This window comes from Actinomadura sp. 3N407, from assembly GCF_052245875.1.
Taxonomy (GTDB): domain Bacteria; phylum Actinomycetota; class Actinomycetes; order Streptosporangiales; family Streptosporangiaceae; genus Spirillospora.
Genome location: NZ_JBQQBP010000001.1, coordinates 397,362 through 423,207, shown reverse-complemented (window position 1 = coordinate 423,207; position 25,846 = coordinate 397,362). Strand labels below are relative to the sequence as shown.

The window sequence follows — 25,846 nt, the reverse complement described above, 5'->3', positions numbered from 1 at the left end:
ACACGGACCTGCGGCGGCTGGACACGAGGTCGCCGCTCTGCCTCATTCAATGACGCCTTTCGCTCGTACCCAGCACACGGGTGCACGCATACGAGGACGGCGGTGAGATCGGGGTCGCACCGGCCGCGACTTCCTACGTTCCCGTCGTCACCGCGCCACTGCATAAAGACCGCTGGGTCACCGCTCAGCAGTTCGGCTGTGAGGGCACCGACCACCAGGTCGACGGGCTGCTCTCGGACCCGCCCGTCAAGGTTCGTCCCACTCCCCTACCGGTCCCGCCACCCGGGATCGACGGGCCGTCGCTCATTCCTGGCAACGACGTCGTAACGCTCACGGGCCTGCTGGTGGGATCCGAGATTCAGGTCACCCGAGGCGGCGTCGTCCTGGGCGCCGGCCTTGCGAATGCGGGCACCAACGCGGTCCCCCTGAGCACGAAGTTGACCGGCGAGAAGATCTCCGCCACCCAGAAGCTGTGCGAACACATCAGCGTCCCCACCGAGGCAACCCCGGAGGGGAGGCTCGATGCCCCGTACGTAGTGGGTCCGATCTGTGACCACGCCCGCCACGTTGTCGTGCGGAAGACCACCATCAACGCCATCGTCGTGGTGCAGCGCAAGGGGATCCCGGTCGGGTACGCCGGAGCGGCCCCAGGTGACGTCGTTGTGGAACTCGGCTCCGGCATCAACCTGAGCTCTGGCGATCACATCACGGCGATCCAGTACTTGGGGTCTCCCGGGGCGTGGACGATCAGCCCCACCTCGAACACCGTCGAGGTCGTCCGCCGCGTGGAGTCTCCCGCCGTCGAGATCCTCGGCGGGCATCCGTTCTTCCTGCCCAAAGGCGAGGAACAGCCGATCCCTGGGCCGGTGTTCCCGCGCGGAGCCGGGGCGGGTCCCCAGATCCGGATTCAGGCATGTTGCCAGGGCAGCGTGGACGTCCACATCCTCGACCCTGGGGGCCAGGTGATCGCCGAGCCCGTAGTGACCGAGATCTACCCGGGGTACTACTCGGCCGCCTGGCCTTGGACGTCCTCGACCGGATGGGCGGTGCCCGACGGAATACCCGTCGGGCAGTACACGGTCTCCGTGCGCGCCTCCTGCGTACCGCAGCAGGAGGCCAAGGCGCCGTTCTTCATCGTCTTCGACCCGGCAGCGGTGGGCGGACCGTCGCGGTTCACCTTCGACGCGACCGCGATCTGGTTCGGCACCGGTCTCAACTCGGCCGCGGCGTTTCCGTACTACCTGCATCCCAGCGATGCCCGGGTGTTCATGCCGGCAGTCAACGCCGCGCAGGGGCATATCGACCCGTACGCGGCCGCGCACGCACTGGCGAGGGCCGAGGAAGCGCTGTTCGCCTACGACCTGAACTGGCACGGCAACGACGTCGTCCACTTGATCACGAGTGAGTCCAAGGCGCAGTGCGCCGACGACGCGTGCTGCCTCACCGCGTTCCTGCGGGCCATGGGCATCCCCGCGCACCCGGTGACCGTCGACTCCTCCCCGGAGCACCCGCATCCCGACCTCGACCCCAAGAAGCTCTGGGGATTCGACACCTGGGTGGAGTTCCTCTCCCATCATGACGGGGCGCTCGAATGGCGGGTGCTCCACCCGCACGAGCTGCCCGGCATGACCGCGGAGTCGCGGCGCACCTTCGGCACCACGCGCAACGTCGCGATCAAGAAGTACAACGACATCATCATCATGGGTGGCGAGAACTGGGTGCCCGGGGAAGTCGATGACGGCAGCACGGACGTCTCCTACGGGCGCAACGCATGCCGCGAACCGTCGCAGGCCCTGGTCAAGGCCGCCTGGGTCGAGGAACTGTGTGAGGCCGGCTACTGGGAGCAGACGCACTGGGACTGCGCGGGGGTGCGCACCAGAGCCCTGGCCCCCAGTCGGCTCAGCCTCGACGGGCGGGAGTTGCGGTTTGGCGGAGTGCTGAGCGGCACGCTGCATCTGGAGAATCACGGCGAGGAGGCGCTGCAGGGGCCGGTCCGGGTCGAGCTCATCGGCACTCGGCCGGAGGTCAAGCGGCTCGCGGAGACGACGTACGCCGAGGTGAACCTGGAGGCTGCAATCGCACCCGGCGAGTCCATCGACCTTTCGGTCCGGCTCGACCTTCCCACCACCTTGCCTCCCGGCCAGTCCCTGCTGTTGCAGGCCAGGATGGTTACGGCAGAAGCAACGCTGCCGGCGGCGCTGCAGCAGGTGTCGCTGCCGGTAGGCGTCGAAGCAGGGTTGGGGTGGGAGGCCAGGGGACTCGTCGTGGGTGAACCGTCGACCGCCCGGGTAGTCATCCGGAACATCTCCGACGAGCCCATCCGTGACGTGACCGCCGACATGACGGCTCCATTCGCGATCCGGGTGGAGGAGACTCAGCGTCGGCTCGGAGACCTGGAGCCCGGAGACGAGCGCGAGATCGAGTGGACCTTGTGGACCGTGGCGCCGATCGACGCGGGCAGCCTGCACGTCGCGGTTGCGACCGGGAACAGCGGAAGTGTGCTGATTCAGCGGCCGTTCCGAGTAGCAGAGCCGGTCGACGTTCCCCGGGTACAGGTGGCAGCGCCGCTCCCGGAGCACGGGATCGACAAAGAACCGTACAGAAAGTGACCTGACCCTCAATTCATGGGAAGACCGGCCGACCGCTGCGGCTGGGTGGTGCGGAGGACGTACTCGTCCGGCAATGTGCGACCGCTCGCAAGGGTGGCCCGGACGTTGGCAGGCCCGCTTCGCGGCGCTGCCGCCCGATACTCGGCCCGTCCCCTCGGTCACGGTCTATGACCAGCTCCCGGAGCAGCCGGCGGCGGTGAAGGTCGGCCAGGGAGTGGGACGGCACCGATGTGTGCCTGCGGCGCGATGAGGGCCGGTGGGGCCTGACCGGTCCGGACGGCGAGATCGAGGGCGCCGGGTTCGGCCTGTTCGGCAACGGCCGCCGCCATCACCGCTCTAACCGGCCGGGCCGTCACCGGCTGGGACCGCGATGAGTACGCCTGCTCGGTGTACGGGCCGTCCTCCTGGTATGCCTGCCCCGCCCCCGCTGCACCACCTCGGTGACGGATGGCGTGGCGGAATGCGGCCACGAGTGTGGAATGGGTACGTCGGCGTCACCGATGCCCAAGACCATGGGCCAGGTCTCGGCGAGCTTGCCGTGCAGGTCCTTGATCACCTCGATGACCCACTCGCGCGTCTTCTTCGTCAAACGTTTCCCGATGCGGGGTAAAGAGGGCAACCCGGGACTGGCGAAATCCGGCGATAACCGAGGAAATTAGGAGAAGTAGGTGGTTCACGGATATTCAATGACCCGGGGGAATTGAAATGGAGTTCTATGAGCGGGGGCTGGAGCGCCAGCGGGAGACGGCGGCGCGCCGGGTGGCCGAGCGCGTTCCGGAACGGCGCGAGCACGAGACCGTCCTGGCCTCGCCCGGCGGCGTGGCGGTGGCCGACACCGCCGAGCGGGTCGCCAAGCGGGTCGACAGGCTCAGCCGGTTCTACGGCGACGGCTCCCTGCTGGAACCCGGGGCCGCGGAGCCCGCCGCGCGGCTGGAGAAGATCATCAATACGGTCGACTACGTGGGCGTCCGCTATCTGGACGCCGGGGTGGCCGCGGCGCGCACCGTCGGCCGGGTGAACATCCGCGACGAGGGCGGCCGCACGGTCGGGTACGGGACGGGCTCGCTGGTGTCCCCGTCCCTGTTCCTGACCAACCACCACGTGCTGCCCGACGCCGTTACGGCCCGTACCAGCGTGGTCGAGTTCAACTACCAGGACGGCGTCGACGGACGGCCGCTGGCCGTCGTGGCGTACCCGCTGGATCCGGACCGGTTCTTCCTCGCCGAGACCGGACTCGACTTCGCCCTCGTGGCGGTCAACGCCCCGGCCGCCGAGCTGGCGGCGTTCGGCTACAACCGGCTGATCGAGGCCGAGGGGAAGGCGATCATCGGGGAGTTCGTCACGATCGTCCAGCACCCGCGCGGGGACAGGAAGCAGGTCGCGCTGCGCGAGAACCGGATCGTCGACATCCCCGAGCGGTTCCTGCACTACGCGGCCGACACCGAGCCCGGGTCGTCCGGCTCGCCGGTGTTCAACGACCAGTGGGAGGTCGTCGCCCTGCACCACGCGAGCGTTCCGGTGCCCGATCCGGAGGAGACCGGCGGGTTCGTCAACGAAGGAATCCGCATCAGCCGGATCTGTGGGGTGGTGCGCGAAACGTCGCTTCCCGAGGCGCAGCGGGCGCTCGTCGACGAGCTGTTCGCTCCGCCGGGAAGCGAGCGCGCGGTGCCTCTCCAGGCCTCGGCGGTCGGCCCGCCTCCGGTCTCGCGCGCGGCGTCGCGGGCGTTGTCCGCCGTCCCGGCGGCGCAGACGCGCGAAGGGACGGTCACGATCCCGATGGAGGTCACGGTACGGCTCGCGGACGGGCGGGCGGCCGAGGCCGCGGGCGTACTGGAGGCGATCGACCCCGACTACAGCGCCCGCGAAGGGTACGATCCCGCGTTCCTGGCCCGGCCGCTGCCGATGCCCGCACTGTCACCCGACCTGGCCGCCGTCGCGTCGGCCGAACTGCGCTACCACCACTTCAGCGTCGTCATGCACCGGCAGCGGGCGCTCGCGCTGTTCACCGCCTGCAACATCGACGGCCGGAGCTCGCGGCGTCCCCGGCGCGAGGGGGACCGCTGGTTCCTCGACCCGCGGCTGCCCGCCGGAGAGCAGACCGGCGAGGACGTTTACCGCGCCAACGACCTGGACCGGGGCCATCTGGTGCGCCGGATCGACCCCGCCTGGGGGACGGACGCCATCGCCAAGGCCGCCAACGACGACACCTTCCACTTCACCAACGCCACCCCTCAGCACCACGCGTTCAACGCCGGCCAGACGCTGTGGCTCGGGCTGGAGGACTACGTCCTGAACAACGCCGACAACCATGACCTGGCGGTCAGCGTGTTCACCGGGCCGGTGCTGGCCGACGACGACGACGTCTACCGCGGCGTCCGCCTGCCCCGCCAGTTCTGGAAGATCGTCGCAATGGCCGACGCGTCCGGCGAGCTCTCGGCGACCGGGTACCTGCTCAGCCAGGCGGTCCTGATCGACGATCTGGCCGGCGAGGAGGCCTTCTCCTACGGCGCGTACAAGACGTTCCAGGTACCGGTCCGCAGGCTCGGCGAGCTCACCGGCCTCAACGTCGACCCGCACGTCCAGGCCGATCCGCTGGAGCGGCTGGAGACGGTTCCGGCGCCCCGCGAGATCGTCCGCCCCGAGGACCTGATCCTCTGACGGCGAGGTCGGGAGCAACGAAATGGCTCTGTCGGTGAGTAGTGAACGCGGAGGCGCCGTGGCATCGCAGGCCGAGAAGGTCGCGTTGTACGCGGCGATCCGCCGTGACTCGGCGGCTGGGCTGTCGGGGCGGGCGCTGGAGCACAAGCATGGGGTGTCCCGGCGGACGGTTGCCAAGGCGTTGGCGTCGGTGTGGCCCGAGCCGCGCAAGAAGTTGCCGCCGCGCAAGACCCGGCTTGATGCCTACAGGCCGCTGATCGATCAGATGCTGCGGGCGGATCTGGATGCTCCGCGCAAGCAGCGGCACACCGTCAAACGGATCTTCGATCGGCTGGTGGATGAGCATGATGCGACGCAGGTGACCTATCGGATGCCTGGAACGACAACCAGCTGCTATCCCAGATCGCCACCCACGCCAACGCCGACCGGGCAGTCCTGCTCCAACTTCTCGGCGAACTCGAAACCAAACTCAACACCCCAGGCAACCGGCCCTATGCGGCCGCCCTCGCACTTGCCGGCCGCACTGAGCTCACAACCAGCGAAGTCCTACAACTGGCAACTCTGCCGGGCGCCTCAACACGTCTGCGTCAAGGCCTCAAGGCCCGCATCGCCCAACGCCCGGCTGGGGCAACTTCAAACCGTCGCGACCATCCGAGCCAACCTCCAGACGAACCGATCTGAAACCGTCCCCCGCGAGCAGAACGCGCCGCTGGCGGACCCCGGCCTCGGGGCCGCTGGCCCGGTGGTCGGAAGTTTGTCGCACCGGCGCGGCCCCGTGACGGGCGTGCATGAGGTGCGGCGATGGGCTCAAGCCTCGACGGCCGGATGGCCGACTTTCAGGTCGGCCAGTTCGCGCAAGCAGGGCTCACGGGGAACGGGCCTTCGCGGTAGATCTGTGGCATGACCACCTGATCCCCGAAGCAGGGCGGCCGGCTCCAGTGCGCCATCCTGGCGCAGCCAGGCGCGCCCCTGGGCTACTTCGATGCGCCCGACAGGGATCAGGCCGTCGAGGACGTCGACGACGAACTGGGACGCGGGGCATGGCTTCGAACTCGTCCCGTGAGTCGTCGTTCAGCACCGTGTGCGTATCAGGTGACGGATGCTCAGGGATGGCTGGGCCCGCCGGTCAGTCGATGCCTTCGATGATGCGGAAGTCGCGCTCGACGCCGTCGGGGAGGGCCACCAGCGCCTTCTGGTATGCCTCGCTCTCGTATGCCGCGACGGCCTGTTCAAAGCTGTCGAACTCGATCAGAACGACGCGTTGCGTGATTCCGGCCTCGTGGGCGACGACTCGACCGCCACGGGACGGGAGGAGGGACAGGACGCGCCCGCCCCCAGCCTGGACAGCCGGACCGGCCAGCTTGTCGTAGGCAGCCAGCCCCTCAGGGTCGGAAATGGCGGGGTAGACACTGACCCAGTAGCCCTTAGCCATGGAAACCTCCTGTGTTCGGCCGGACACGTCCGACTTCGAATTGACACTCAGATCGATCGATCCCGGCGGCCGGTACTGCGGCCGGTTGAATCGTCATATGCGCAGGTTAGGGCTTGATGTGCGGTCGAGGGAAAGACCGGTACGGGATAGACTCAGAACGGATCGTTATCAATCGGCAGGGAGGGCACGTGGCGCCGGATACGGTGAGCCTGCGGTACTTCCTGGTGCTGGCGCAGGAGTTGAACTTCACCCGCGCGGCCGCACGGATCGGTATCGCACAGCCCGCACTCAGCGCCCGCATGCGCCGATTGGAGGCGGAACTCGGTACGGCCCTGCTGGTCCGCAACACGCGTAGCGTCGTATTGACCACGGCCGGTGCGGCTTTGGCGGAGTCCGCGCCGCCCGCGCTGGCGGCGCTGGACCGGGCATGGGACACCGCCCGGAGCGCGGCGGCCGGTGAACTGGGCACGCTGCGCATCGGATACAGCCTCAGCGCCGGGGCCGAGACGGCACCGGCCCTGGTGGACAGGCTGATTCGCGGCAACAGCGGACTCGAGGTCAGCGCGGTCCCGATGGCGACACCGGAGATCTCCCCCGCGGTCGCCGACGGCCGCATCGATGCCGGGATCACCCGCGGTGAACAGCCGGGCCGTGGCGTGCGCCGGTTCCTGCTGCGGCGTGCGCGCATCGGGGTCCAGCTGGCGCAGCACCATCCGCTGGCCGGACACCCGGAGATCGAGATCGCCGACGCGGCCGCGTATCCGCTGCGACTCCCCGACCGTGCGGCCAACCCCGTGATCCACGATCAGCTGTCCGCACTGTTCCGAGACACCCGACCACACCCCCGATTCCACACGCCCGCAGTCTCTTTCGACATGTCTCAGCGCGACCTGTGCGACGGGGTAACCCTCGCCCCGGCCGGAGAAGCCGCGGTCACGGCACAACCGGCCGGTCTCACTTGGCGACCGCTGCGAGGCGCGCCCAGTCTGACGATCCACCTGGTCCTCCCACGCGAACAGTCGCCGCTACACCGCCGCATCCGTGCCGTCGCCAAAACCCTGGCGCACGAGCTGCACTGGCTGCCGGACTGACGCGCAAGGGGTCAAGCGAGTCGTACACCGCGGCGACGTCCTCGCCCAGCCCGAGATCTCGGCGGATACCGCGCCTTCGCCGACGCCGAACCGGACAAGCACGGGTAACCGGCGGGAACGCCTGCCGTCAACGGCGTCCATGACGTCGGTCAATGCTTAACGCCAACCACTGTTCCAGTACCGAGGCCGGACCCGCAAACAGCACCCCCACCGAACTCAACACGGCCCGACGTGGTGCCCAAACTCATCGACATTTTCGGCTGGTCGATCATCAACCGGTGCCCGAACCCACCGACAAACGGTGCCGGTTCTCACAGGCAAAGCCAACGAAAATTAAAACGAGCGTGAAAATGCGGAAAAAGGGTCTCCTGATACCTCTCCTTGGTGGTTCTTTCGCCGGTTCGCTGGTTCGGTGGTTGGGACGGGATCCATAGAAGGGGAACGATTTAGAGGAGGCAGCAATGTCGGCCCCGCCGTTCAAGCCGCCGATGATGTCGTACCCGCCGATCACGAGCGGTCCCGGCGTCAAACAGTGGCAGCAGCAGATGAAGACGCGCGGCTGGAACATCGGCCCGGACGGGAAGTACGGCCCGATCAGCAAGCGAATCTGCATGAATTTTCAGACCGAGAAGGGCCTGAAGCCCGACGGCATCGTCGGGCCGAACACCTGGCGGGCGGCATGGGAGGCCCCCAGCACGCTCCCTCCGCCGCCACCTGATGTGACTCTCGTGTACGGGTCCAGCGGAGAGCACGTCAAGGCGTGGCAGCGCCAGGTGGACAGCCGTGGCTGGCGAATAAAGAACATCGACGGCCACTACGACGACGAGGACGCCAGCGCGTGCATATTGATGCAGCGCGCCCTCGGGCTGCCGGAGACCGGAGAGGTCGGCTACGAGACCTGGTACGCCGCCTGGCAGGAGAAAGTGCCGACGGCCGCCGCCTGACCCGGCCGCATCCCGGAAGGACATCGGCGGATGAGCCGCTGGACCGGCTGGATTCCCGGCGCCCGGAGACTCGACGAATGGGAGCGCGAACGGGGCTCGTGGGTGCTGTGCGAAGAAGTGCGCGCGGACGTCCACGAACTCCGCGCGATCCTCGCCTCCCCGCGGGACGCGGGAAACCAGCCGCCCGCGGATGCGGAACTGGTGCGCGGCGCGCAGCAGGCCCTGGACCGGGCGATGGACGTGATCGACCCCGGCACGCACCGCAGGAACCTGACGGCATCACATGTCACGACGGCCCAGCTCCACCTGAACTGCGCGCGCTCGCTGTGGATGCGGACGCTCTCACCCGAGGAGCTGCAATCGTTCCTGCCGGCCATGTCCGCCGCGGTCAAGCAGCATCTCGCTCCGGCCGACGAGCACCGGATCTTCGTCGAGCGGCTGGCCAAGGAGCTGCGCGAAGCCCAGGAGGCCGGACGTCCCGCGCCCCTCACCGACGGGCATCTCGTCACCCTGGTGGCCGCGGTGGACACCGCACGCCAGGCCGCGCTGCGGGAGAAGCTCCGCGCCGACAGCTTCGTGCGGATCGTCCGGTGGATCGCCGTGCTCCTGTTCTGCGCGGTGATCGGCATCGGGGTGCTCTCGGCGTTGTGGCGGACGGCCGTCCCGCTGTGCTTCACCCCTGCGCCGGGCCCCGGCGCGCGGAGCGACTTCAGCATCGTCTGCCCCACGGGCGCCACGCCGTCCGTCCCGGCCGACCGGCTGGACACGCGGACGCGCGAGGTCGCCGGGTGGGGCGACTACATCGTCGTGGAGTTCATCGGGCTGGTCGCGGCCGGGATCGCGGCGGCGTCGGCGCTGCGGAAGATCCGCGGGACGTCCACCGCGTTCGGGATCCCGGTCGCGTTGGCCCTGCTCAAGCTGCCGACCGGCGCGCTGACCGCGGTGCTCGGCCTGCTGCTGATGCGCGGCGGGTTCGTCCCGGGGCTCAGCGCGCTCGACTCGCCGGGGCAGATCATCGCCTGGGCGGTCGTCCTCGGCTACTCGCAGGAGCTGTTCACCAAGTTCGTCGACAGGCAGGGCCAGGCCGTCCTGGACGGCGTGCACGGCCCGGCCGCCTCGCCGCCTCTCGGCCCCACGTCCGCGCCTGCCGAACCGAAGCGCTGATCCCCTGGCGGCGGCTGTATTCGTCACCCCGGTACTGGCCGTCCTTGAAGACGTAGTGGAAGGAGGCGAAAGGCCCGCTGCCCCGGCATTTCGCGCCGGCGAGATCGCCGTCCCTCCCGGATCGGGGAGAGGCAGGGATCTCATCGGCGCAGGGCTGGTCACGGCGACGGCGGCCACGCTGCCGGTGTTCGTGGAGATGAGGCCGCCCGGACTCAGCGTTCTCAGGACTGCAGCGGTCGTGCCGTCCATCAAACCGGGAGATCGTGCGATCACCATTCGTTGTCGAATGGCGCCGGTTCATTCGGATTCGTCTATCGTGGTGTGAGTGGATCCACTGACGGCTCTGCTGGACGCGCCGCGTGCGCAGGGTGCGTTTCTGCTCAGGGTGACCATGACTCCGCCCTGGGGTGTGCGGATACAGGACGAGGCTCCTCTGTCGGTGGTGGCGGTGACCTCCGGCGTCGCCTGCTACGTGCCCGACGACGGTGACCCGGTGAGGCTCTATTCCGGTGACCTGCTGTTGATCGCCCGCCCGGCCCCCTATTCGTTCGCCGACATCGAAGGCCGTGCGCCCCAAGCCGTGATCCACAAGGGCGGTGGGTGTGAGACGCCGGCCGGGACCAGCCTGGATCTCCCGACCCATCGCGGGGTGCGGACCTGGGGCAACGCCGCAGCCGGTCGCGACACCATGCTCGTCGGCACCTATCCGAGCGTGAACGAGGTCGGCTCCCGGCTCCTCCGGGCGCTTCCCTCGGCGTGGGTGGTGAGAGCGGCCGACCGCGGCCCGGGACTCGTCGAGGTCCTCGCCGGGGAGATCCAAGGTGAGGGCATCGGTCAGGCCAGTTTGTTGGATCGGCTGTTGGACGGCCTCACCGTCGCCGCCATCCGCCACTGGGCCAACTCGCCGGGCGCCGACCCGCCGGGGTGGCTCGGCGTCGGCGCGGACCCGATCGTCAGCGCCGCGCTGGAACTGATGCACGACCAGACCGCCCGTCCCTGGACTGTCGCATCCCTGGCCGAGCGGGTCGGGATGTCCCGTGCCGGCTTCGCCCGCAGGTTCATGACCGCGGTAGGCGAACCGCCGATGAGTCACCTCACCTCCTGGCGGATGGCGCTCGCCGCCGACCTCCTCAGAGAGGCGGACATGCCCGTCTCCGGCGTGGCCGCGGAGGTGGGCTACACCAACCCGTTCACGTTCAGCACCGCGTTCAAGCGTCACCACGGCGTCAGCCCGCTTGCCTACCGACAGCAAGGCGGCGTGCCGGCATGAACCGCTGTCCCGGGCGGGGGATGCTCGTGCGGAGGTGCAGGTAGGTGCCCCCGAAGGTCGTCGGCGCACCGGGCGATGCCGGCCCGTTGCCGACGGGGGGCGTTCCGGCCGAGCTGACGACGTTCATCGGCCGGCTCGAGGAGCTGGAGGAGGTCGAGCGGTTGATCGCCGCTCGGCGGCTGGTCACGTTGACCGGCATCGGTGGCTGCGGCAAGACCCGGCTCGCCGCCCGGTTGGCCGACCGCCTGGGGAACGGACTGCCCGGCGGCGTCTGGTGGGCCGACCTGACATCGGTCGGTGAGGGCGAGCAGGTCGCCCGCGCAGTCGCATCGGTCATGGGGGTATTCGTTGACCCCGACACCGAACCGCTCCATCTGCTGGCCGGCCTGCTCCGGGAACGTCACCTGCTCCTGTGCCTGGACAACTGTGAGCACCTGCTCGCCGCGTGCGCGGATCTGGTGAACGTGCTCCTGCGTGCCTGCCCCGGCATGTCGATCCTCGCCACGAGCCGGGAGCCGCTCGGCGTGCCGGGAGAGGCCGTCCGGAGGGTGCCGTCACTGCAGGACGAGGAGTCGCTCAGTCTCTTCGCCGATCGAGCGGCCTTGGTCGCGCCGGGATTCCCGGTGGACGATCATGAAGCGGACGTCCGGGCGATCTGTCGACGAGTGGACGGCATTCCCTTGGCGATCGAGCTGGCGGCGGCGTGGGTGCGGATGCTGTCGCCGAGCCAGATCCGGTCCGGGCTCGAAACCAGCATGCACCTGCTCGCGGGAGGTCCCCGAGGAGCGTTGCCCAGGCACCGGACATTGTCGGGCTCCATGGCGTGGAGCCACGCCCTCCTCGAAGAGGATGACCGAGTCGTGTTCCGGCGCCTTGCCGTGTTCGCCGGAACCTTCTCCCTGGACGCCGTGCAGGCGGTGTGCGTCAACGACGGATCTGGCCCACCGCAGGACATGCTCACCGTCCTCACCAGGTTGGTCGACAAGTCACTGGTCGTCGTGCGGGAGGGCGAGACCGACGTGCGTTACCGGCTCCTCGATACCGTCCGGCAATACGCCGATGAACGCCTTCGGGAAGCCGGCGAACTCCCCTCGACCCGAGATCGGCATCTCGACTACTACCTCGCCCTCGCCGAGCGCGGCGAGCGGGAGCTGGACCGTGATCAGGACACGTGGCGCCGCGTACTGAGCAGCCACCACGACAATGTCGCGGCGGCCCTGAACCGGGGGCTCGGCAGCGGCCTCCGGGACGAGCGAGTCCGGCGTCTCGCCGCGGCGATGGCGCGGTTCTGGTTCGTTCGCGGGTGGGTCCACGAAGGGCTGCGGTACCTGCGCCGGGCGATCGCTCTGGACTCCGAGGACCGGTCGGCCGTTCAGGGCAGGCTGTGGTGCGGGGTAGCGATGCTCGGGATGGTCAGCGGACGGCTGGATCAGGCGGCCGAGGCCGCCGAGCGCGCCCTCGCGATCTCGGGCGAGGCCGGCGACGATCGCACCAGTGCCCGATGCCTCGTGATGGCCGCCTACCGCCCGTTCTTCTTCGACTTCCAGAGATGCCACTCGTTGGCCATCGAGGGCCACGAGATCGGCCGGCGCATCGGTGACCCGTTCAGCCGGGACTGGGGCCTGGTCGTGGCGGCGTACTCGCTGAGCGCCAGGGATCGCCATGACGAGGCCGTAGAGGTCACCTGCCCGGCGTTCGAGGAGAGCCGCCGTCGCGGCGACCGCTTCTGCGCCTCCTTCGCCCGCACGATCGACCTGTTCGCGGCGATGTACTGCGGCGACGTCCGCGGCGCCGTCTCCTTCGGCGACGAGTCCCTGGCGATCGTCGAGCCGCTCGGCGACTACTTCGCCGTCGGCACGAATCTGTCGCAGGCCGCACTCGCGCGCGGCATGGCCGGTGACATTCCCGGTGGCCTGCGGTTGCTGGTCCCCGTCATCCGGATGGTCGACCAGGCACCCGACGCCCACATCGTCGGCTACATGGTGACGATCGGCTTGCTGCACCTGTGGGCCGGCGATCTCGATGACGCGTGGCGCTGGCTCGACCGCGGCACCCGCTCGCTCACACCCGAGGGGGTCGACTGGATGGCCGCGCGATGCATGGCCGGGCTCGCCGGCGTCCTGCGACGGCTGGGCCGTCCCGAGGAAGCAGAGCGTTACGCGGCGCGCGCCGTCGCGCTCGGCCGCGGCCTCGGCTCGTCAATGGTCCTGGCCGACGGCCTGACCGAGCAGGCGTTCCTGGTCGCGGGCAGCGACCCCGGCCGGGCGCTTGAATTGCACCACGAGGCCCTGACGGTGCGCAGGACAGCCGGGATCCGCACCTTCTACGCCGACAGCCTGGACGCGCTCGCCGGCAACGCGGCCGCCACCGGCCGGCACGCGCTCGCCGTCCGGCTCTACGCCGCTTCCACCGCAGGCCGCGAACAGATGGGGTACCCGCGTCGTCCGGTCGACGACCCCGATGTCATCAGCGTGCTCGACGCCCTCCGGTCAGCGCTGGATGAGGGCTTCCAGGCGACCTGGGACGAGGGCTTCGCCCTCTCCCTCGACGACGCCGTCGACCTCGCGACCCGGGGTCGGGGCACCCGGGAACGCCCCACGATCGGCTGGGAGAGCCTGACGCCCACCGAGCTCAAGGTCGCCTCCCTGGTCGTCGAGGGACTGACCAATCCTGAGATCGGTGACCGACTCTTCATCAGCCGCGCGACCGTGAAGACGCACCTCGCCCACATCTACCGCAAGCTCGACATCGGCAACCGTACCGAGCTCGCACGCGTCGCCAGCACCCGGATGGGTGGCGGGTCGACGTAGCTCGACCGCGCGGGTCGGCCGATGGCCGATGCGGCGAACGCCGACGAAGCTCGCGCCATATCGGCCACCTGGACGATGTTCGGTCCCCTGGTCCCCGGGATGCTCATGCTGACTTGTTCACGAGCTTTCACCAGGAGCGTTCCGATGAGCACCACAACGGGCCCTCGGCTGGCGGCGTTGTCCGCTGCCTTACTCGGCCTCACTCTCACGTCGATGTCAGTCGTCACCCCCGGCACGGCCCTAGCCGCTGGTGACCCTTCGTGCGACACCGTCGAGTCATGGATCGACCGGCGCGCGCGGGACGTCCAGATCGCGCCCGGCGCACCGGCTCGCGACCTGAGGTGGCTCGACCGCGTCGTCGCGGACGCCCGGCTGGTCGGGCTCGGCGAGTCCACCCACGGGTCGAGCGAGCAGTTCCAGGTCAAGCACCGGCTGGTCCGCAGGCTGGTCGAGCATCACGGCTTCCGCACCCTCGCCTTCGAGGACGACTTCGGCAGCGGCGTTCTCATCGACCGGTACCTGACCACCGGGCAGGGCGACCCCCGGATGCTCGTCGACCGGATGGCCTCCCATCTGTGGGGCACCGAGGAGATCCTCGACCTGGTGAAGTGGCTGCGAGCCTGGAACCAGCGTCACGAGGACAAGGTCCGGTTCCTCGGCACCGACCTGCTCCAGCTGCGGCAGCATGGCTTCGACGACATCGAGCGGTACGTGAGAGCACACGCACCGGACCGGCTCAGTGAGCTCAGGACCGAATTCACGACCGTGCGGCCGCCGAAGAAGGCGAATCCGTACACGTGGTACTTCGGCCTGAATGACGCCGAGAAGCAGGCTCTCGTCCCCGCGGCCGAGCGGGTCGTCGCTCTCGTCCAGGACGTGGACGGTCCGGACCGGTGGCAGCGGGAGTACGCCGAACAGCACGCCCGCGCGATCCTCGGCTGGTTCCGCAACCAGGCCGAGACCGGGTTCCGTGCGCACCGCGAACGCTTCATCGCGGACTCGCTCCAGTGGTGGCAGGACCTGACCGGGCATCGCAAGACGGTCTACTGGGCCGCCAACGTACACACCGCCGCAGCCCCCGCCCTCACCTACCGGACTCCCAGGGAAGAACTGCGCGGCACGATGGCCGGCGGCATCCTGGAGCGCCGCCACGGTGAGCGCTACGTGTCGATCGGCACCTGGTTCGGCGCCGGCGAGATCAGCTCGCCGGGGTTCGGGTCGAAGCCCCCGCCCCAGTCGATCGGAGCCCCGCGACCCGGGATGCTCGAGGCCACCTTCCACGCCGCCCGCCCCACCGCCTTCGCCATCGACCTCCGCCACTCCCGTGCTCCGGGCCGCGTGCGCGCCTGGCTGAACGGCACCCACACGATGCGGGTGATCCTGCCGGAGTACGACGCGAGCCAGGACGGCAACGACTATTCCATGACCGTCGACGGCCTGCGCGACGCCTTCGACGCCGCCATCTACCTGCCGGTGACGACCGCGAGCCGGACGTACGAGGCCCCCACCGGCCCGTAGGCGCACGCCCGAGCGCACGCCACCACGAGGAATGACCACGTCAATGAATTGAGAAAGGTCACAACGATGAACGCGATCGAACTCCCCCACGGACCACTGAACTACCGAGCCGTCGGACCCGAGGACACGAGCGCACCGCCGGTAGTGTTCTTGCACGCGTTCCTGGTCGACGGCTCCGTGTGGTCGGCGGTCGCGGACCTGCTGGCCGAGCGAGGCATCCGGTCCTACGCACCGGACTGGCCACTGGGCGCTCACCGCACCCCGATGCACCGCGACGCCGACCAGACCCCACGCGGCGTCGCCCACCAGGTGCTCGCCTTCCTCGAGGCACTGGACCTGCACGACGTCACCCTCGTCGGCAGCGACACCGGCGGCGCACTGGCGCAGTACGCACTCGACGCCGACCCCAGCAGGATCGGCCGCGTCGTCTTCCTCAACTGCGATGCGTTCGACACCTTCCCGCCGTTCCCCTTCAACCTGATCTTCTCCCTGCTTCGCGGCACGGTCAGGATGCGCATGAACCTGCTCCCCATGCGCGCGAAGGCGTTCCGGCACTCACCGCTCGGCCTCGGACTGCTCGCCAACCACCTCGACGCCGAGCAGACCCGTTCCTGGATCGAGCCGAGCCTGACCGACCCCGAGATCCGCGAGGACGCCGTCCGCTTCCTCAAAGCGATGGACCGCAAGGAGCTTCTCGAGGTGTCGAGGCGGATGCAGGACGTCGACATCCCCGTACGGGTGGTCTGGGGCATGGCCGACCGCGCCTTCAAGCCCGCCCTCGGACGGCGGCTGGCAGAAACCTTCCCGACCGGGGAGTTCATCGAGGTCCCGGGGGCACGCACCTTCGTCCAGCTCGACGCACCAGCGCTGGTCGCCGCCCAGATCGCGACGTTCTCGCCCGCCGGCAGGCCGGGTTAAGGGCCACGTCAGTTTCATAGGTGAGCAGGAACCTTGTGCCATGAAGACCCAGGAACTCGGCCCAGCCTCCCCTAGCGGGGCTCCATCGTTGCATCGCCTACACCTCCACCAAGGCGGTCCGCTTCGCTACCCGCGCAACGCGTCGCTCGGACACGAGCCCATTGCCAGCCGGTGTCCGAGCTCCGTGAGGGCGTGACGAACCTCCCGGCCGTGTCGCCGGCTCGTCACCAGGCCGGCCGTGCGGAGGACCTTGGCATGGCTGGAGGCCGAGGCCGGGCTGATGCCGAGCGCGGTGGCCAGGCCGCTGGTCGTGTCGTCGGCCGTTGCGAGCCGCCGCACCACGCGGGAGCGGGTGCCGCCGATCAACCCGGCGAGCAGGTCGCCGTGCTCACGGCCTGGAGTCCCGGCGCTCTCCACGTCGCCGGACACGGGGTAGGTGAGAGTCGGCTGCCGCCACCCCAGTGCCAGCACCGGCCGTGCCCACACGGCCGAGGGCACCAGGCGCAGGCCCCGTCCGTCGAGGGCGATGTCGGCGTTCACAGGTGCATCGACTTCGAGCGTACCGTCGCGCCAGCGGATGCTGGGATGCAAGGTGTTCAGCGTCGTCTCGGCGCCCTGGGTCCCCCACTGCCAGGCGCGGTGGGCGAGCTCGGTCGACACGGCGCGCTGGAGGCTCGGCCAGTGCGGAGCCAGCACATGGTCATGCCAGCTTCGCAGCGCGTCACCGAGATGCCGGACGGCGTGAGCCTCGCCCATGGCGAGATCGCGTGCCCACGACGTCCGCGGACCGCCGGCGCTGACCTCGGCGAGGTCTTCGGTCAGCCGCCCCGACGGCGTCGTCCGCACCACGTCGAGAAGCTCGTCGAGGGGGCCGGTCCGTTCTGGCGCCAGGAACTCCGGGACCCCTCCATGCGGCAGGACCAGCCCGAGCAGGGGGCGCGCCGTGGCGGGGAGGCGCGTGTTCGAGGTTCTGCACAGGGTTCGAAACCGGCTCGCCGGGCGTTGGGCCGCCTCGATGCTGCCGGCCACCTCGCACAGCGGAAACGGCACGGCGAACGTCGTGCGGGCCAGATCCGTCACGTCGAACAGCAGCCGCAGCATTCGGCGCCCTCTCGTCGGTGTCGTCGCCCGACGATCATGCGCACACCGGTGGTGTCCGGCAACCGGAATCCGACGACGTTTCCGGCAGAGCTGAAACGATTGCGGACCGCCGGCCGGATCGCCTCAATTGCAGGGGCCTCTACGTCCAGTGACGCAGGACGGGTGTCGTTGCTCGACGTATGCCCGCCGGCCCGGACCCGACCAGGCCGAGCCGACTCCACGCCATGAAGGGAAGCACATGGGAAAGATCGTGAACTCCACTTTCGTCTCGCTGGACGGCGTCATCAACCACATGGACAGGTGGCACTTCGACTACGTCAGCGACCAGACCGACGAGCTGGCGCTGCGGCAGCTCCGTGAGGCCGATGCCATGCTGATGGGCCGAAACACCTACGAGATCTACGCATCGGCCTGGCCCGGGAGAGACGGAGAGTACGCCGAGCGGATCAACACCCTCCCCAAGCACGTCGCGTCCACCACCCTGACCGATCCGCAATGGAATGCCACCACGGTCGTACAGGGAGATCTGCTCGAAGCCGCGGCGAGGCTCAAGGAGGGCGCCGGCACGATCCTGATGCACGGCTTCGGCCCGGTGGCCAAGCGCCTCGCGGGCGCGGGGCTCCTCGACGAGCTGCACCTGTGGTATCACCCGGTCCTCGCCGGCGTGGGCGGGCCGGACGACGTGCTGCTCACGCCCGGGCTTCACGCCGCGTTCGAGACCACCGGCACCACCGCCTTCGACAACGGTGTCGTGGTCATCGCCATGCAGAGCCGGGTGTAGGGCGCGCCGACCGAGAAGCGGGAGAACGACCATGGACCTGCCCGAGGTCGTCCGACTCACCGGAGTGCCGATGGCACTGCGGTGGTCCGGCGCCCCACTACCGGTGCAGCCTGCCGAGGACGCACTGACCATCACCACCGGTCCCCGCACCGACTGGTTCGTGGACCCGGCCACCGGCGAAGTGACCGCCACCGGGTCGGCGCTGCTAGGCGTCGCCCCGCACCGGGAGTTCACGCTCACCGCGCGGGTCTCCGTCGACTTCGCCAGTGCGTTCGATGCCGGTGCCCTCGTGGTAAGGCCGGCGCCAGACCACTGGGCGAAACTCGCTCACGAGATCTCAACTCAGCGGCAGCCGATGCTGGTCTCGGTGGTGACGCGGGGCCGCTCCGACGACGCCACCGGCCTGCACACCGACGCCGGCACGGTGTGGCTCAAGGTCTCCCGTCGAGCCGGCGCCTACGCGTTCCACGCATCCACCGACGGGGATGTCTGGCACCTCATCCGGCACTTCTACCTCGGCGAGCAGGACTGCGAGGTCGGGTTCCTCACCCAGTCCCCCACGGGAGAGGGCTGTCGAGCCAGGTTCACCCAGATCAGCTACCTCAACGCGGTTGTCCACGACCTGCACGACGCCGCCCACCCAGCGCCGCTCGAGTACGTCGTCGAGCGCGACCTCGCCGCGCCGCGCGACCAGGTCTGGCAGGCCTGGACCGATCCGGCGGCGTTCGCGTCCTGGTTCGGCGGTGACGTCGGGACCGTCGGCCTCGACGTTCGCCCCGGCGGCCGGTGGCAGGCCGGCACCGGCCTCTCCGGCCGCTACCTCGACGTCGTCGACGGCCGGCGCCTGGTCATGGAGACCGCTTTCCCCGGGGGTGACACGGTGATGGAGATGACCTTCTCCGACCATGAGGGCGGCACCAGGGTCCGAGTCGGGCAGCGATGCCGATCCACCGAAGAACGTGACGGGGGCCGGCAGGGCACCGAGGTGCTGCTGGAGGCCTGCGGCGACTTCGTCACCGGACAGGAAGGTCGATGATGGAGTTCCGTGACGGCACGTCGTTCACCTAGGGCATCCACCGCAGCGACGGCACCTACCTCGGCTGCTGCTACCTGTACCCGATGGGGGTACGCCGTCCCCTCACCGAAGAGCTGGTCCGTCACGACGTGGACGTCGGCTGGTGGGCGACACCCGAGGCCTACCGTGGCGGCTGCTACGCGGAGATGTACGCCGCGCTGCAGGTCTGGCTCGGCGACAGCCTGCCGTTCACAGCGCCGTACTTCTCCAACGCCGAGATCCCGCCAGGGCCCACGTAAGGCAACCGAACGCGAGCGTCGACACGACCGCCCGCACCGTGTTCCACGCCGTCCACCTCGCCTCCTCGAGCCGAGCACGCGCGGCAGCGACGTCGGCGTCGGTGGCGAGTTCCCCAGGAGCCCTGAGGGCCTGGTTGAGGGGCTCGTGGACGGCGAACGTGATCACCAGCGCCGCCAGGTAGCACCCCAGAGCGGCCACGATCCACATCAGGGTCCGCCGCTGCTCCCCGCGGAGATGGAGCGCTGCGGCGAGACCCGTGGACAGCAGGGCGCCCAGGAACCCCACACCGAGGAAGAGGGGATTGGCAATCGCGGCGTCCAGGGCGTGGAAGGACGCGACAAAGGTGCGGTCATCGACCTCACCCAGGGCGGGCATGATGGTGTTCGACCAGTGGACGAACACGCTCGCCGTGAAGCCGGTCGTCATCGTGGCCACGACCAGGGTCACGGTCCTCAGGGCTTCGCCCCCCGCGGGCGTCGGGACGTTCACCGGTGCACCGCCGTCGCACTCCCGACGCTCCAGGCGTCCGATGCCGCCGTGCGACCGACGTACGCGGAGAAGTCACCTGCGGGTCGCCCCAGCATGCTTTCGACCGTGGTGCGACCGGACGGCAAGACCAGCCGCCCCCCGGTGCCGCCGATGACGGAGACGGTCTGAGGCGGCGAGTGTTTCGAGGTGTGCGGTGTTGTGGTCATGTGACCCATCGAAGATGGAGTTCACGAAATCATCCATGGCCCTAACGCGCACTCTCATTCGAATTCGTCTACTGTGCGCGGCGTGTCACCCATGCCGACCTCCCGCAATGTCACTGTCAGTGGCGCCCCCTAGCGTGGCCGGCATGCCCCTGCCGAGCTGCTCACGTTGAGCGGGAGCCACGTCGTCGTCCTGTGTAGGGCTGCCGCACAATGAGCCCACATCCCCGGGATGCGGGGTCTCAGTCCGCCTTCGACTGAGTGCGTCGGGCGTAGGCGCGGGCGGCGCGGGCGCGGTCGCCGCAGCGGATGGAGCACCAGTGGCGCCGGCCGTGGCGCAGCAGGAAGCGGTTGCAGGAAGTGGAACCACAGGCGGTGAGGCGGTCGGCGTCGGAGCCGGTGAGGAGGTCGGCCGTGTTGGCCGCAAGGGTCGCAAGAGCGCGGTCGAGGATCGCGTTGGTGGGGCACGGCGCCGCGCGGTAGGGGCCGTTCTTCTCGTCCCAGTACAGCAAGGGGGCCGTGGGGGCCCCGCTCAGCGCGTCATTGACGGCGGACAGAGCCGCGGGTGAGGCGGGCAGCCTGGCGACACGAGCGGCGAACAATGCCCTGACGTGTTCGCGCAGCGAGCGCAGCTGCGTCGCGCACGTCTCCTGCACCCCGGCATCGGCCGGAGCGAGGCCGCGTTCGGTGAGCCACTGATTCGTCGCCTCCGGGGTGCCGAGGAGATCGATGAACTGCCCTCCAGGCAGCGCGATGGCGCTGTTGACAAAGTCGAGGGCGAGGTAGGCCTCCGCCCCCGGCGCGGGCGGCAGCACAGACTCGGCGGTCAGGAGCTCGCTCATGGCTTCATGGTACGGCTTGCGTTCATCCGTGAGACACCACTACCGTCCTTCACGGATAAACCACTTCTCATCCGTGAGGTTTCTCGATGCCCGGTACCAGCGTGCCCACTGAGCAGATCCCGGTCCGCGTTTTCGGCGGCCCGACCGCCCTCTTCGAATACGGCGGCCTGCGGTTCTTGACCGACCCGACCTTCGACGCTCCCGGCGAATACCGGGTACCGGGCGGCCGGCTGACCAAGACGGCGCCCTCCTCCGCCGAACCGGCCGGCCTCGGCCGCATCGACGTGGTCCTGCTCTCCCACGACGAGCACCCCGACAACCTCGACGACTCCGGCCGGGCACTGCTCGCCGACGTCCCGCTCACCCTCACCACGCCCGGGGGCGGGCAGCGCCTGGGGAACGGGGCCCAGGGGCTGGCCGACTGGGAGTCGATCGAACTGGACCGCCCCGGCGGCGGCACGATCACCGTCACGGGCGTGCCCGCCATCCACGGGCCCGGCGCACGCGAGGACGTCGAACCGATCACCGGCCAGGTCGTCGGATTCGTCCTGACCGGGGAGAACCTGCCCACGGTCTACGTCAGCGGCGACAACGCCTCGCTCGACATGGTCAAGCGGATCGCCGAACGCTTCGGCCCGATGGAGACCGCCATCCTCTTCGCCGGGGCTCCCCGCTTCCCCGTCCTCTTCGACGGCGCGCTCATCGTCCTCGACAGCGCCCAGACCGCCGAGGCCGCAAAGATCCTCGGCGCCCGTCGGGTGGTTCCCGTCCACTACGACAGCTGGGCCCACTTCACCGAGGGCCGTGACGAACTGGTAGCCGCTTTCACCGAAGCCGGGCTGGTCGACTGCCTGGACCTGGGTGACCGGGGCTGACCGCGCAGCCAGGCAGCCCCGGACGCCCCTCGGCAGCGCCGGTCAGCTCACAGCCTTGACCGGCTAGGCCTGCCACACCGTTGAGGGCGGTGCGCCGTCGCCGGGCCATCCCTTCGTCTCTCGCAGACCTCACCTGTCGAAACCGCGCCGATGGCGCCGTCCGGCCGGGTCACGCCTGTCGAATGCCTTAGGACTCTCTCGTAATGACCACCGTGCTCGCCCGGATCGAGGACCTCCCGCGCCTTAAGGCGCAGCGCCGCACCCTGATCGTCCTGGTCGCCGCTCAGGTCCTCAGCGGCGCCGGACTGGCGGCCGGCGTGACCGTCGGTGCCCTGCTCGCGCAGGACATGCTCAGCTCCACCAGCCTCGCCGGTCTGCCCAGCGCCCTGGGCACCGCCGGCTCCGCGCTGGCGGCCTTCGCCGTCGGGCGCATCTCCCAAGCCCGCGGCCGCCGCCTCGGCCTGGCCGGCGGATATCTGGCCGGTGCCGTGGGCAGCGCGGGCGTCATCGCTGCCGCCGTCGCCGGCAATCCCGCCCTGCTGTTCCTCTCTCTGTTCGTCTACGGCGCCGGCATGGCCACCAATCTGCAGGCCCGCTATGCCGGGGCCGATCTGGCGGTCCCCGCGCGCCGCGCCCGGGCGGTGTCCACGGTGCTGGTCGCCACCACAGTGGGCGGCGTGGTGGGCCCCAACCTCGCCGCACCCACCGGCGAGCTTGCTCACACCCTCGGCATCCCTTATCTGGCCGGACCGTTCCTCCTCGCCGGCACCGCCTACGCGCTGGCCGCCTTGGTCCTGGCCGTATGGCTGCGCCCCGACCCGCTGCAGCTGGCCCGCACTCTGGAGGCCGATCGCACCGCCGTGGCGTCTGCGCAGCCGGGCGATACCAGCGGTCTCCTCCCGGCGGCGGTCGAAAGGCACCGCTTCAGCGTGCTCGTCGGCGCGCTGGTCATGGTGCTCACCCAGCTGGTCATGGTCGCGATCATGACTATGACACCCGTCCACATGCACGACCATGGCCACGGCACCGCCGCCTCCGGCCTCGTCATCGCCATCCACCTCGGCGCGATGTACCTGCCCTCGCCCCTGACCGGCTGGCTCGTCGACCGCTACGGCCGCCTCACGATCGCCACCGCATCCGCGCTGGCCCTGCTGGCCGCCGGAATCGTTGCCGCCGGCGCCCCCGACGACTCCGTCGCCCCGCTCTCGGTGGCCCTCGCGCTGCTGGGTCTGGGTTGGAACCTCGGCCTCGTCACCGGCACCGCGATCGTCACCGACGCCGTCCCGCTGGCCACCCGCGCCAAGACCCAAGGCCAGGTCGACGTCTCCGTCGCCATCGCCGGCGCCACTGGCGGCATGGCCTCGGGCCTCGTCGTCGCCGGAGCCGGCTACCCCCTTCTGACCATCGGCGGCGGCATCCTGGCACTGGCCATCGTGCCGGCGGTCGCCGCAGTGCGCAGCCGATGAGCGCTGGCCCCCGACCCACTTCCTGCAGAACGGCCATTCCTGAAGGTCAGTCAGTTGGTGGGGCGCCATACGGCCGACGTCGGACGTGATCCACCTGGGATTCAATGCGTCTTGCTCGATGAACGCGTCCGGCAGCGGGGGCAGGTCTCCGAGCCTGATCGAGCGGGCGCTTCACCCGTCCTTCTGCGTGCTGATCCAGACCGCGATCTGTGCGCGCGAGGAGTAGCCGAGTTTGCCGAGGATGTGCTCGACGTGTGAGTCGGCGGTGCGTTTGGCGATGGTCAGCCGTTCAGCGATCTCCCGGTTGGACAGCCCTTCGGCCACCAGTGCCGCGACCTGCAGTTCACGTTCGGTCAGGGAGGAGCCGACTGCCTTGCCGGACCCGTCGGCGGACGCGGCGTCGGTAGGCGGGGATACGTCGAGGGCGTCTTGGACCGCATGCGCCAAGGGCAGGCGCTCGCCCTCCTCGAAGGCCGTGCGGTACCGCTCTTGTCCCAGGGCCTTCACGGCCATGTCGATGTGTGTCTCCCGGAGCAGTGCGTGGTGTGGGCCGAGCCATGATGTCTGGGTGTACTCGCGCATCCGGTCGGCCGCTCCGAGGAGCCTGGCGGCGCGGACGAACTCGCCCCGGCTGCACAGGCACCCGGCGATCGCCTCCAGCCCCAGCGTCATGCCCAGCCCGTCGTCGAGGTCACGTTTGATCCGCAGCGACGACCGAAGGCGCCGCATCGACTCTTCAAGGTCTCCGGCGAGCCACAACGCGAGCCCGCACACCAACATGCCATAGGAACGTCCCCACAGTTCGCCGCGCTCCTCACCGTTCCGCGTGGCCCGGTCGGCGTGTGCGATGGCTGCGGGAAAGTCGTTCCGGAACAGACACGCCACACCGCGGAAGACATCGATGAGCAGAATGAGCATGTCGTCGTCGCCGTTGTCACGGCACATGCGGTCGGCGCTGCCGAGCAACTGCAGTGACAGGTCGAAGTCACCCGCGAACAATGCCGCGACCCCTTGGGCGGCGAGCGCCTGCACGACGCCGACCTCGTCGCCTTCCGCACGAGCCTGGATCAAGGCCCGGTCCAGGAGATCCCCGGCGGCGGCGAGATCGTCCTGGAAGGTCGTCATCAGGGCGGCCATCGTGAGCAGGGTCGCCCAGCCTTCGTCGGTCGTATCGCGCGCTTCCAGCAGCCTGTCCATCCAGTGCCGCCCCTTGCGCGCGGGCGCGGCGCAGCAACCCGGCATACCAGTCGAAACAGCGATGGCGTAACCGCGTCACCTCGCGCTCGCCCTGCGCGGCGAGAAGCTCGGCGCCGTACTCCCGCAGGGTGTCGAGCATCCGGTAGCGGACCTGGCCGCCACGATCGGCGCGCTGCACGATCGACTTCTCGACCAGGCCGGTCAGTCCCTCGACGACGCGCTCGGACGCCAGGCCGTCACCCGAGCACACGTGTTCAGCGCCGTCCAGATCGAAGTCGTTGGCGAAGACCGACAGGCGCGCCCACAACAGTCGCTCCTCGGCCGAGCAGAGCTCATGGCTCCAGTCGACCGTGGCGCGCAGCGTCTGATGACGCTGCAGGCTCGTGCGCCGTCCGCGGACCTGGAACAGGTGAGTGCCGATGCGGCCCAGTACCTGGTCCAGCGAGAACGCCCTCAGCTGCACGGCGGCGAGCTCGATCGCCAGCGGGATGCCGTCGAGACGGTCGCACAGACGTATGACGGTCTCCCGGTCGCCGCCTGTGAGCGTCCACCCCTGCACGGTCGCGGCGGCGCGCTCGGCGAACAGCTTGACCGAATCGCACTCCTCATCGCCCCGGTCACCGTCCAGGCCGGGGCCCGGCCGGCCCAGCGGCGCGACCGTGAAGGTGCATTCGCCCATGACGTCGAGCGGCTGGCGGCTGGTGACCAGGACGCGCAGCCCCGGAGCGGACCGCAGCAGCGTCTCCGTCAGCACCGCGCACTCCTCGACCAGATGCTCGCAGGCGTCGAGCACGAGCAGCACCACCCGGTCAGCGAGGTGATCGGCGAGACGAGCAGCGGGCTCGCCGGCGCGTTCACCCAACCCGAACGCGTCGGAGACGGTCTGCGCCAGCAGCAACGGCTCGGTCAGCCCGGACAGGCCCACGAAATGGACGCCGTCGTCGAACATCTCCCGCACCAGGCTCGCGGCCCGCACCGCGAGCCTGGTCTTGCCGACACCGCCCGGACCGGTCAAGGTGACCAGCCTGTGACCGTCGACCAGTCGCCGGATCTGATCCAGCTCCGCCTTCCGGCCGATGAAGCTGGTGAGCCCCGCGGGCAGTCTCCCCGTCTGTCGCTCCAGCGTTGCGCTCCGCGCCACGGCCATCTCCAGTCGGTTACCG

General features: G+C 69.6%; 21 protein-coding genes. 15 read left to right on the top strand and 6 right to left on the bottom strand.

The window, feature by feature from the left end:
- Nucleotides 1-80 precede the first annotated feature (80 nt).
- The 3 genes from ACTWPP_RS01920 to ACTWPP_RS01910 all read left to right on the top strand — a co-directional run bounded on the left by ACTWPP_RS01920 (nucleotide 81) and on the right by ACTWPP_RS01910 (nucleotide 6,171).
- Nucleotides 81-2,609 carry a transglutaminase domain-containing protein gene (locus tag ACTWPP_RS01920; protein ID WP_443102275.1) on the top strand — a complete coding sequence of 843 codons (2,529 nt, stop codon included), beginning with the start codon at nucleotides 81-83 and terminating at the stop codon, nucleotides 2,607-2,609.
- Between the two features lie 705 nt (nucleotides 2,610-3,314).
- A complete protein-coding gene (locus ACTWPP_RS01915) occupies nucleotides 3,315-5,267 on the top strand; it encodes a DNA/RNA non-specific endonuclease (protein WP_443102274.1) in 1,953 nt (650 codons plus the stop codon).
- Between the two features lie 58 nt (nucleotides 5,268-5,325).
- Nucleotides 5,326-6,171: a hypothetical protein gene (locus ACTWPP_RS01910; protein ID WP_443102273.1), complete on the top strand. Its 846-nt coding sequence runs from the start codon at nucleotides 5,326-5,328 to the stop codon at nucleotides 6,169-6,171.
- Nucleotides 6,172-6,393: 222 nt separating this feature from the next.
- On the opposite strand, the gene ACTWPP_RS01905 is transcribed toward ACTWPP_RS01910, so the two are convergent.
- Nucleotides 6,394-6,699: a DUF1330 domain-containing protein gene (locus ACTWPP_RS01905; RefSeq protein WP_443102272.1), complete on the bottom strand. Its 306-nt coding sequence runs from the start codon at nucleotides 6,697-6,699 to the stop codon at nucleotides 6,394-6,396.
- Nucleotides 6,700-6,887: 188 nt separating this feature from the next.
- Between ACTWPP_RS01905 and ACTWPP_RS01900 the strand changes: the two genes are divergently transcribed.
- The 7 genes from ACTWPP_RS01900 (at nucleotide 6,888) to ACTWPP_RS01870 (ending at nucleotide 16,414) form a co-directional block, all read left to right on the top strand.
- Complete coding sequence (locus ACTWPP_RS01900) at nucleotides 6,888-7,790, top strand: LysR substrate-binding domain-containing protein (RefSeq protein WP_443102271.1); 903 nt, start codon at nucleotides 6,888-6,890, stop codon at nucleotides 7,788-7,790.
- A gap of 461 nt (nucleotides 7,791-8,251) precedes the next feature.
- Nucleotides 8,252-8,734: a peptidoglycan-binding domain-containing protein gene (locus ACTWPP_RS01895; protein WP_443102270.1), complete on the top strand. Its 483-nt coding sequence runs from the start codon at nucleotides 8,252-8,254 to the stop codon at nucleotides 8,732-8,734.
- Nucleotides 8,735-8,764: 30 nt separating this feature from the next.
- Nucleotides 8,765-9,898 (top strand): hypothetical protein, encoded by a 1,134-nt coding sequence (locus ACTWPP_RS01890; RefSeq protein ID WP_443102269.1) that lies wholly within the window; start codon nucleotides 8,765-8,767, stop codon nucleotides 9,896-9,898.
- A 325-nt stretch (nucleotides 9,899-10,223) separates the two neighbouring features.
- Nucleotides 10,224-11,168: an AraC family transcriptional regulator gene (locus tag ACTWPP_RS01885; RefSeq protein WP_443102268.1), complete on the top strand. Its 945-nt coding sequence runs from the start codon at nucleotides 10,224-10,226 to the stop codon at nucleotides 11,166-11,168.
- A gap of 44 nt (nucleotides 11,169-11,212) precedes the next feature.
- Entirely contained in the window at nucleotides 11,213-13,978 is a 2,766-nt protein-coding gene (locus tag ACTWPP_RS01880) for a helix-turn-helix transcriptional regulator (protein ID WP_443102267.1), read from the top strand.
- 213 nt (nucleotides 13,979-14,191) lie between these two features.
- Entirely contained in the window at nucleotides 14,192-15,496 is a 1,305-nt protein-coding gene (locus ACTWPP_RS01875; protein WP_443102266.1) for an erythromycin esterase family protein, read from the top strand.
- A 66-nt stretch (nucleotides 15,497-15,562) separates the two neighbouring features.
- A complete protein-coding gene (locus tag ACTWPP_RS01870) occupies nucleotides 15,563-16,414 on the top strand; it encodes an alpha/beta fold hydrolase (protein ID WP_443102265.1) in 852 nt (283 codons plus the stop codon).
- A 126-nt stretch (nucleotides 16,415-16,540) separates the two neighbouring features.
- Here the strand turns inward: ACTWPP_RS01870 and ACTWPP_RS01865 are convergent, their stop codons facing one another.
- Nucleotides 16,541-17,515: an ArsR/SmtB family transcription factor gene (locus ACTWPP_RS01865; RefSeq protein ID WP_443102264.1), complete on the bottom strand. Its 975-nt coding sequence runs from the start codon at nucleotides 17,513-17,515 to the stop codon at nucleotides 16,541-16,543.
- Nucleotides 17,516-17,753: 238 nt separating this feature from the next.
- On the opposite strand from ACTWPP_RS01865, the gene ACTWPP_RS01860 reads away from it, so the two are divergent.
- From ACTWPP_RS01860 to ACTWPP_RS01850, 3 genes are all read left to right on the top strand, one after another.
- Nucleotides 17,754-18,296, top strand: coding sequence for a dihydrofolate reductase family protein (locus tag ACTWPP_RS01860; RefSeq protein WP_443102263.1), 543 nt, complete (start codon nucleotides 17,754-17,756; stop codon nucleotides 18,294-18,296).
- Between the two features lie 31 nt (nucleotides 18,297-18,327).
- Nucleotides 18,328-19,332: a DUF1349 domain-containing protein gene (locus ACTWPP_RS01855; RefSeq protein ID WP_443102262.1), complete on the top strand. Its 1,005-nt coding sequence runs from the start codon at nucleotides 18,328-18,330 to the stop codon at nucleotides 19,330-19,332.
- An 83-nt stretch (nucleotides 19,333-19,415) separates the two neighbouring features.
- Nucleotides 19,416-19,610, top strand: coding sequence for a hypothetical protein (locus ACTWPP_RS01850; protein WP_443102261.1), 195 nt, complete (start codon nucleotides 19,416-19,418; stop codon nucleotides 19,608-19,610).
- Here the strand turns inward: ACTWPP_RS01850 and ACTWPP_RS01845 are convergent.
- Both ACTWPP_RS01845 and ACTWPP_RS01840 read right to left on the bottom strand, forming a co-directional pair.
- Nucleotides 19,561-20,058, bottom strand: coding sequence for an anthrone oxygenase family protein (locus ACTWPP_RS01845; protein ID WP_443102260.1), 498 nt, complete (start codon nucleotides 20,056-20,058; stop codon nucleotides 19,561-19,563). The two genes, ACTWPP_RS01850 and ACTWPP_RS01845, sit on opposite strands and share 50 nt — an antisense overlap.
- A 487-nt stretch (nucleotides 20,059-20,545) precedes the next feature.
- On the bottom strand, nucleotides 20,546-21,145 hold the full coding sequence (locus tag ACTWPP_RS01840) for a CGNR zinc finger domain-containing protein (RefSeq protein WP_443102259.1): 600 nt from the start codon (nucleotides 21,143-21,145) through the stop codon (nucleotides 20,546-20,548).
- Nucleotides 21,146-21,231: 86 nt separating this feature from the next.
- On the opposite strand from ACTWPP_RS01840, the gene ACTWPP_RS01835 reads away from it, so the two are divergent.
- Both ACTWPP_RS01835 and ACTWPP_RS01830 read left to right on the top strand, forming a co-directional pair.
- Complete coding sequence (locus ACTWPP_RS01835; RefSeq protein WP_443102258.1) at nucleotides 21,232-22,020, top strand: MBL fold metallo-hydrolase; 789 nt, start codon at nucleotides 21,232-21,234, stop codon at nucleotides 22,018-22,020.
- Nucleotides 22,021-22,223: 203 nt separating this feature from the next.
- The gene (locus ACTWPP_RS01830; protein WP_443102257.1) at nucleotides 22,224-23,486 is read left to right on the top strand and encodes an MFS transporter; all 1,263 of its coding nucleotides are present in this window, start codon (nucleotides 22,224-22,226) and stop codon (nucleotides 23,484-23,486) included.
- 171 nt (nucleotides 23,487-23,657) lie between these two features.
- Here ACTWPP_RS01830 and ACTWPP_RS01825 read toward each other — a convergent pair whose 3' ends face one another.
- Complete coding sequence (locus tag ACTWPP_RS01825) at nucleotides 23,658-24,557, bottom strand: helix-turn-helix domain-containing protein (protein WP_443102256.1); 900 nt, start codon at nucleotides 24,555-24,557, stop codon at nucleotides 23,658-23,660.
- Nucleotides 24,472-25,830 (bottom strand): ATP-binding protein, encoded by a 1,359-nt coding sequence (locus ACTWPP_RS01820; protein ID WP_443102255.1) that lies wholly within the window; start codon nucleotides 25,828-25,830, stop codon nucleotides 24,472-24,474. The genes ACTWPP_RS01825 and ACTWPP_RS01820 overlap by 86 nt, the downstream gene beginning before the upstream one ends.
- Between the last annotated feature and the right edge of the window lie 16 nt (nucleotides 25,831-25,846).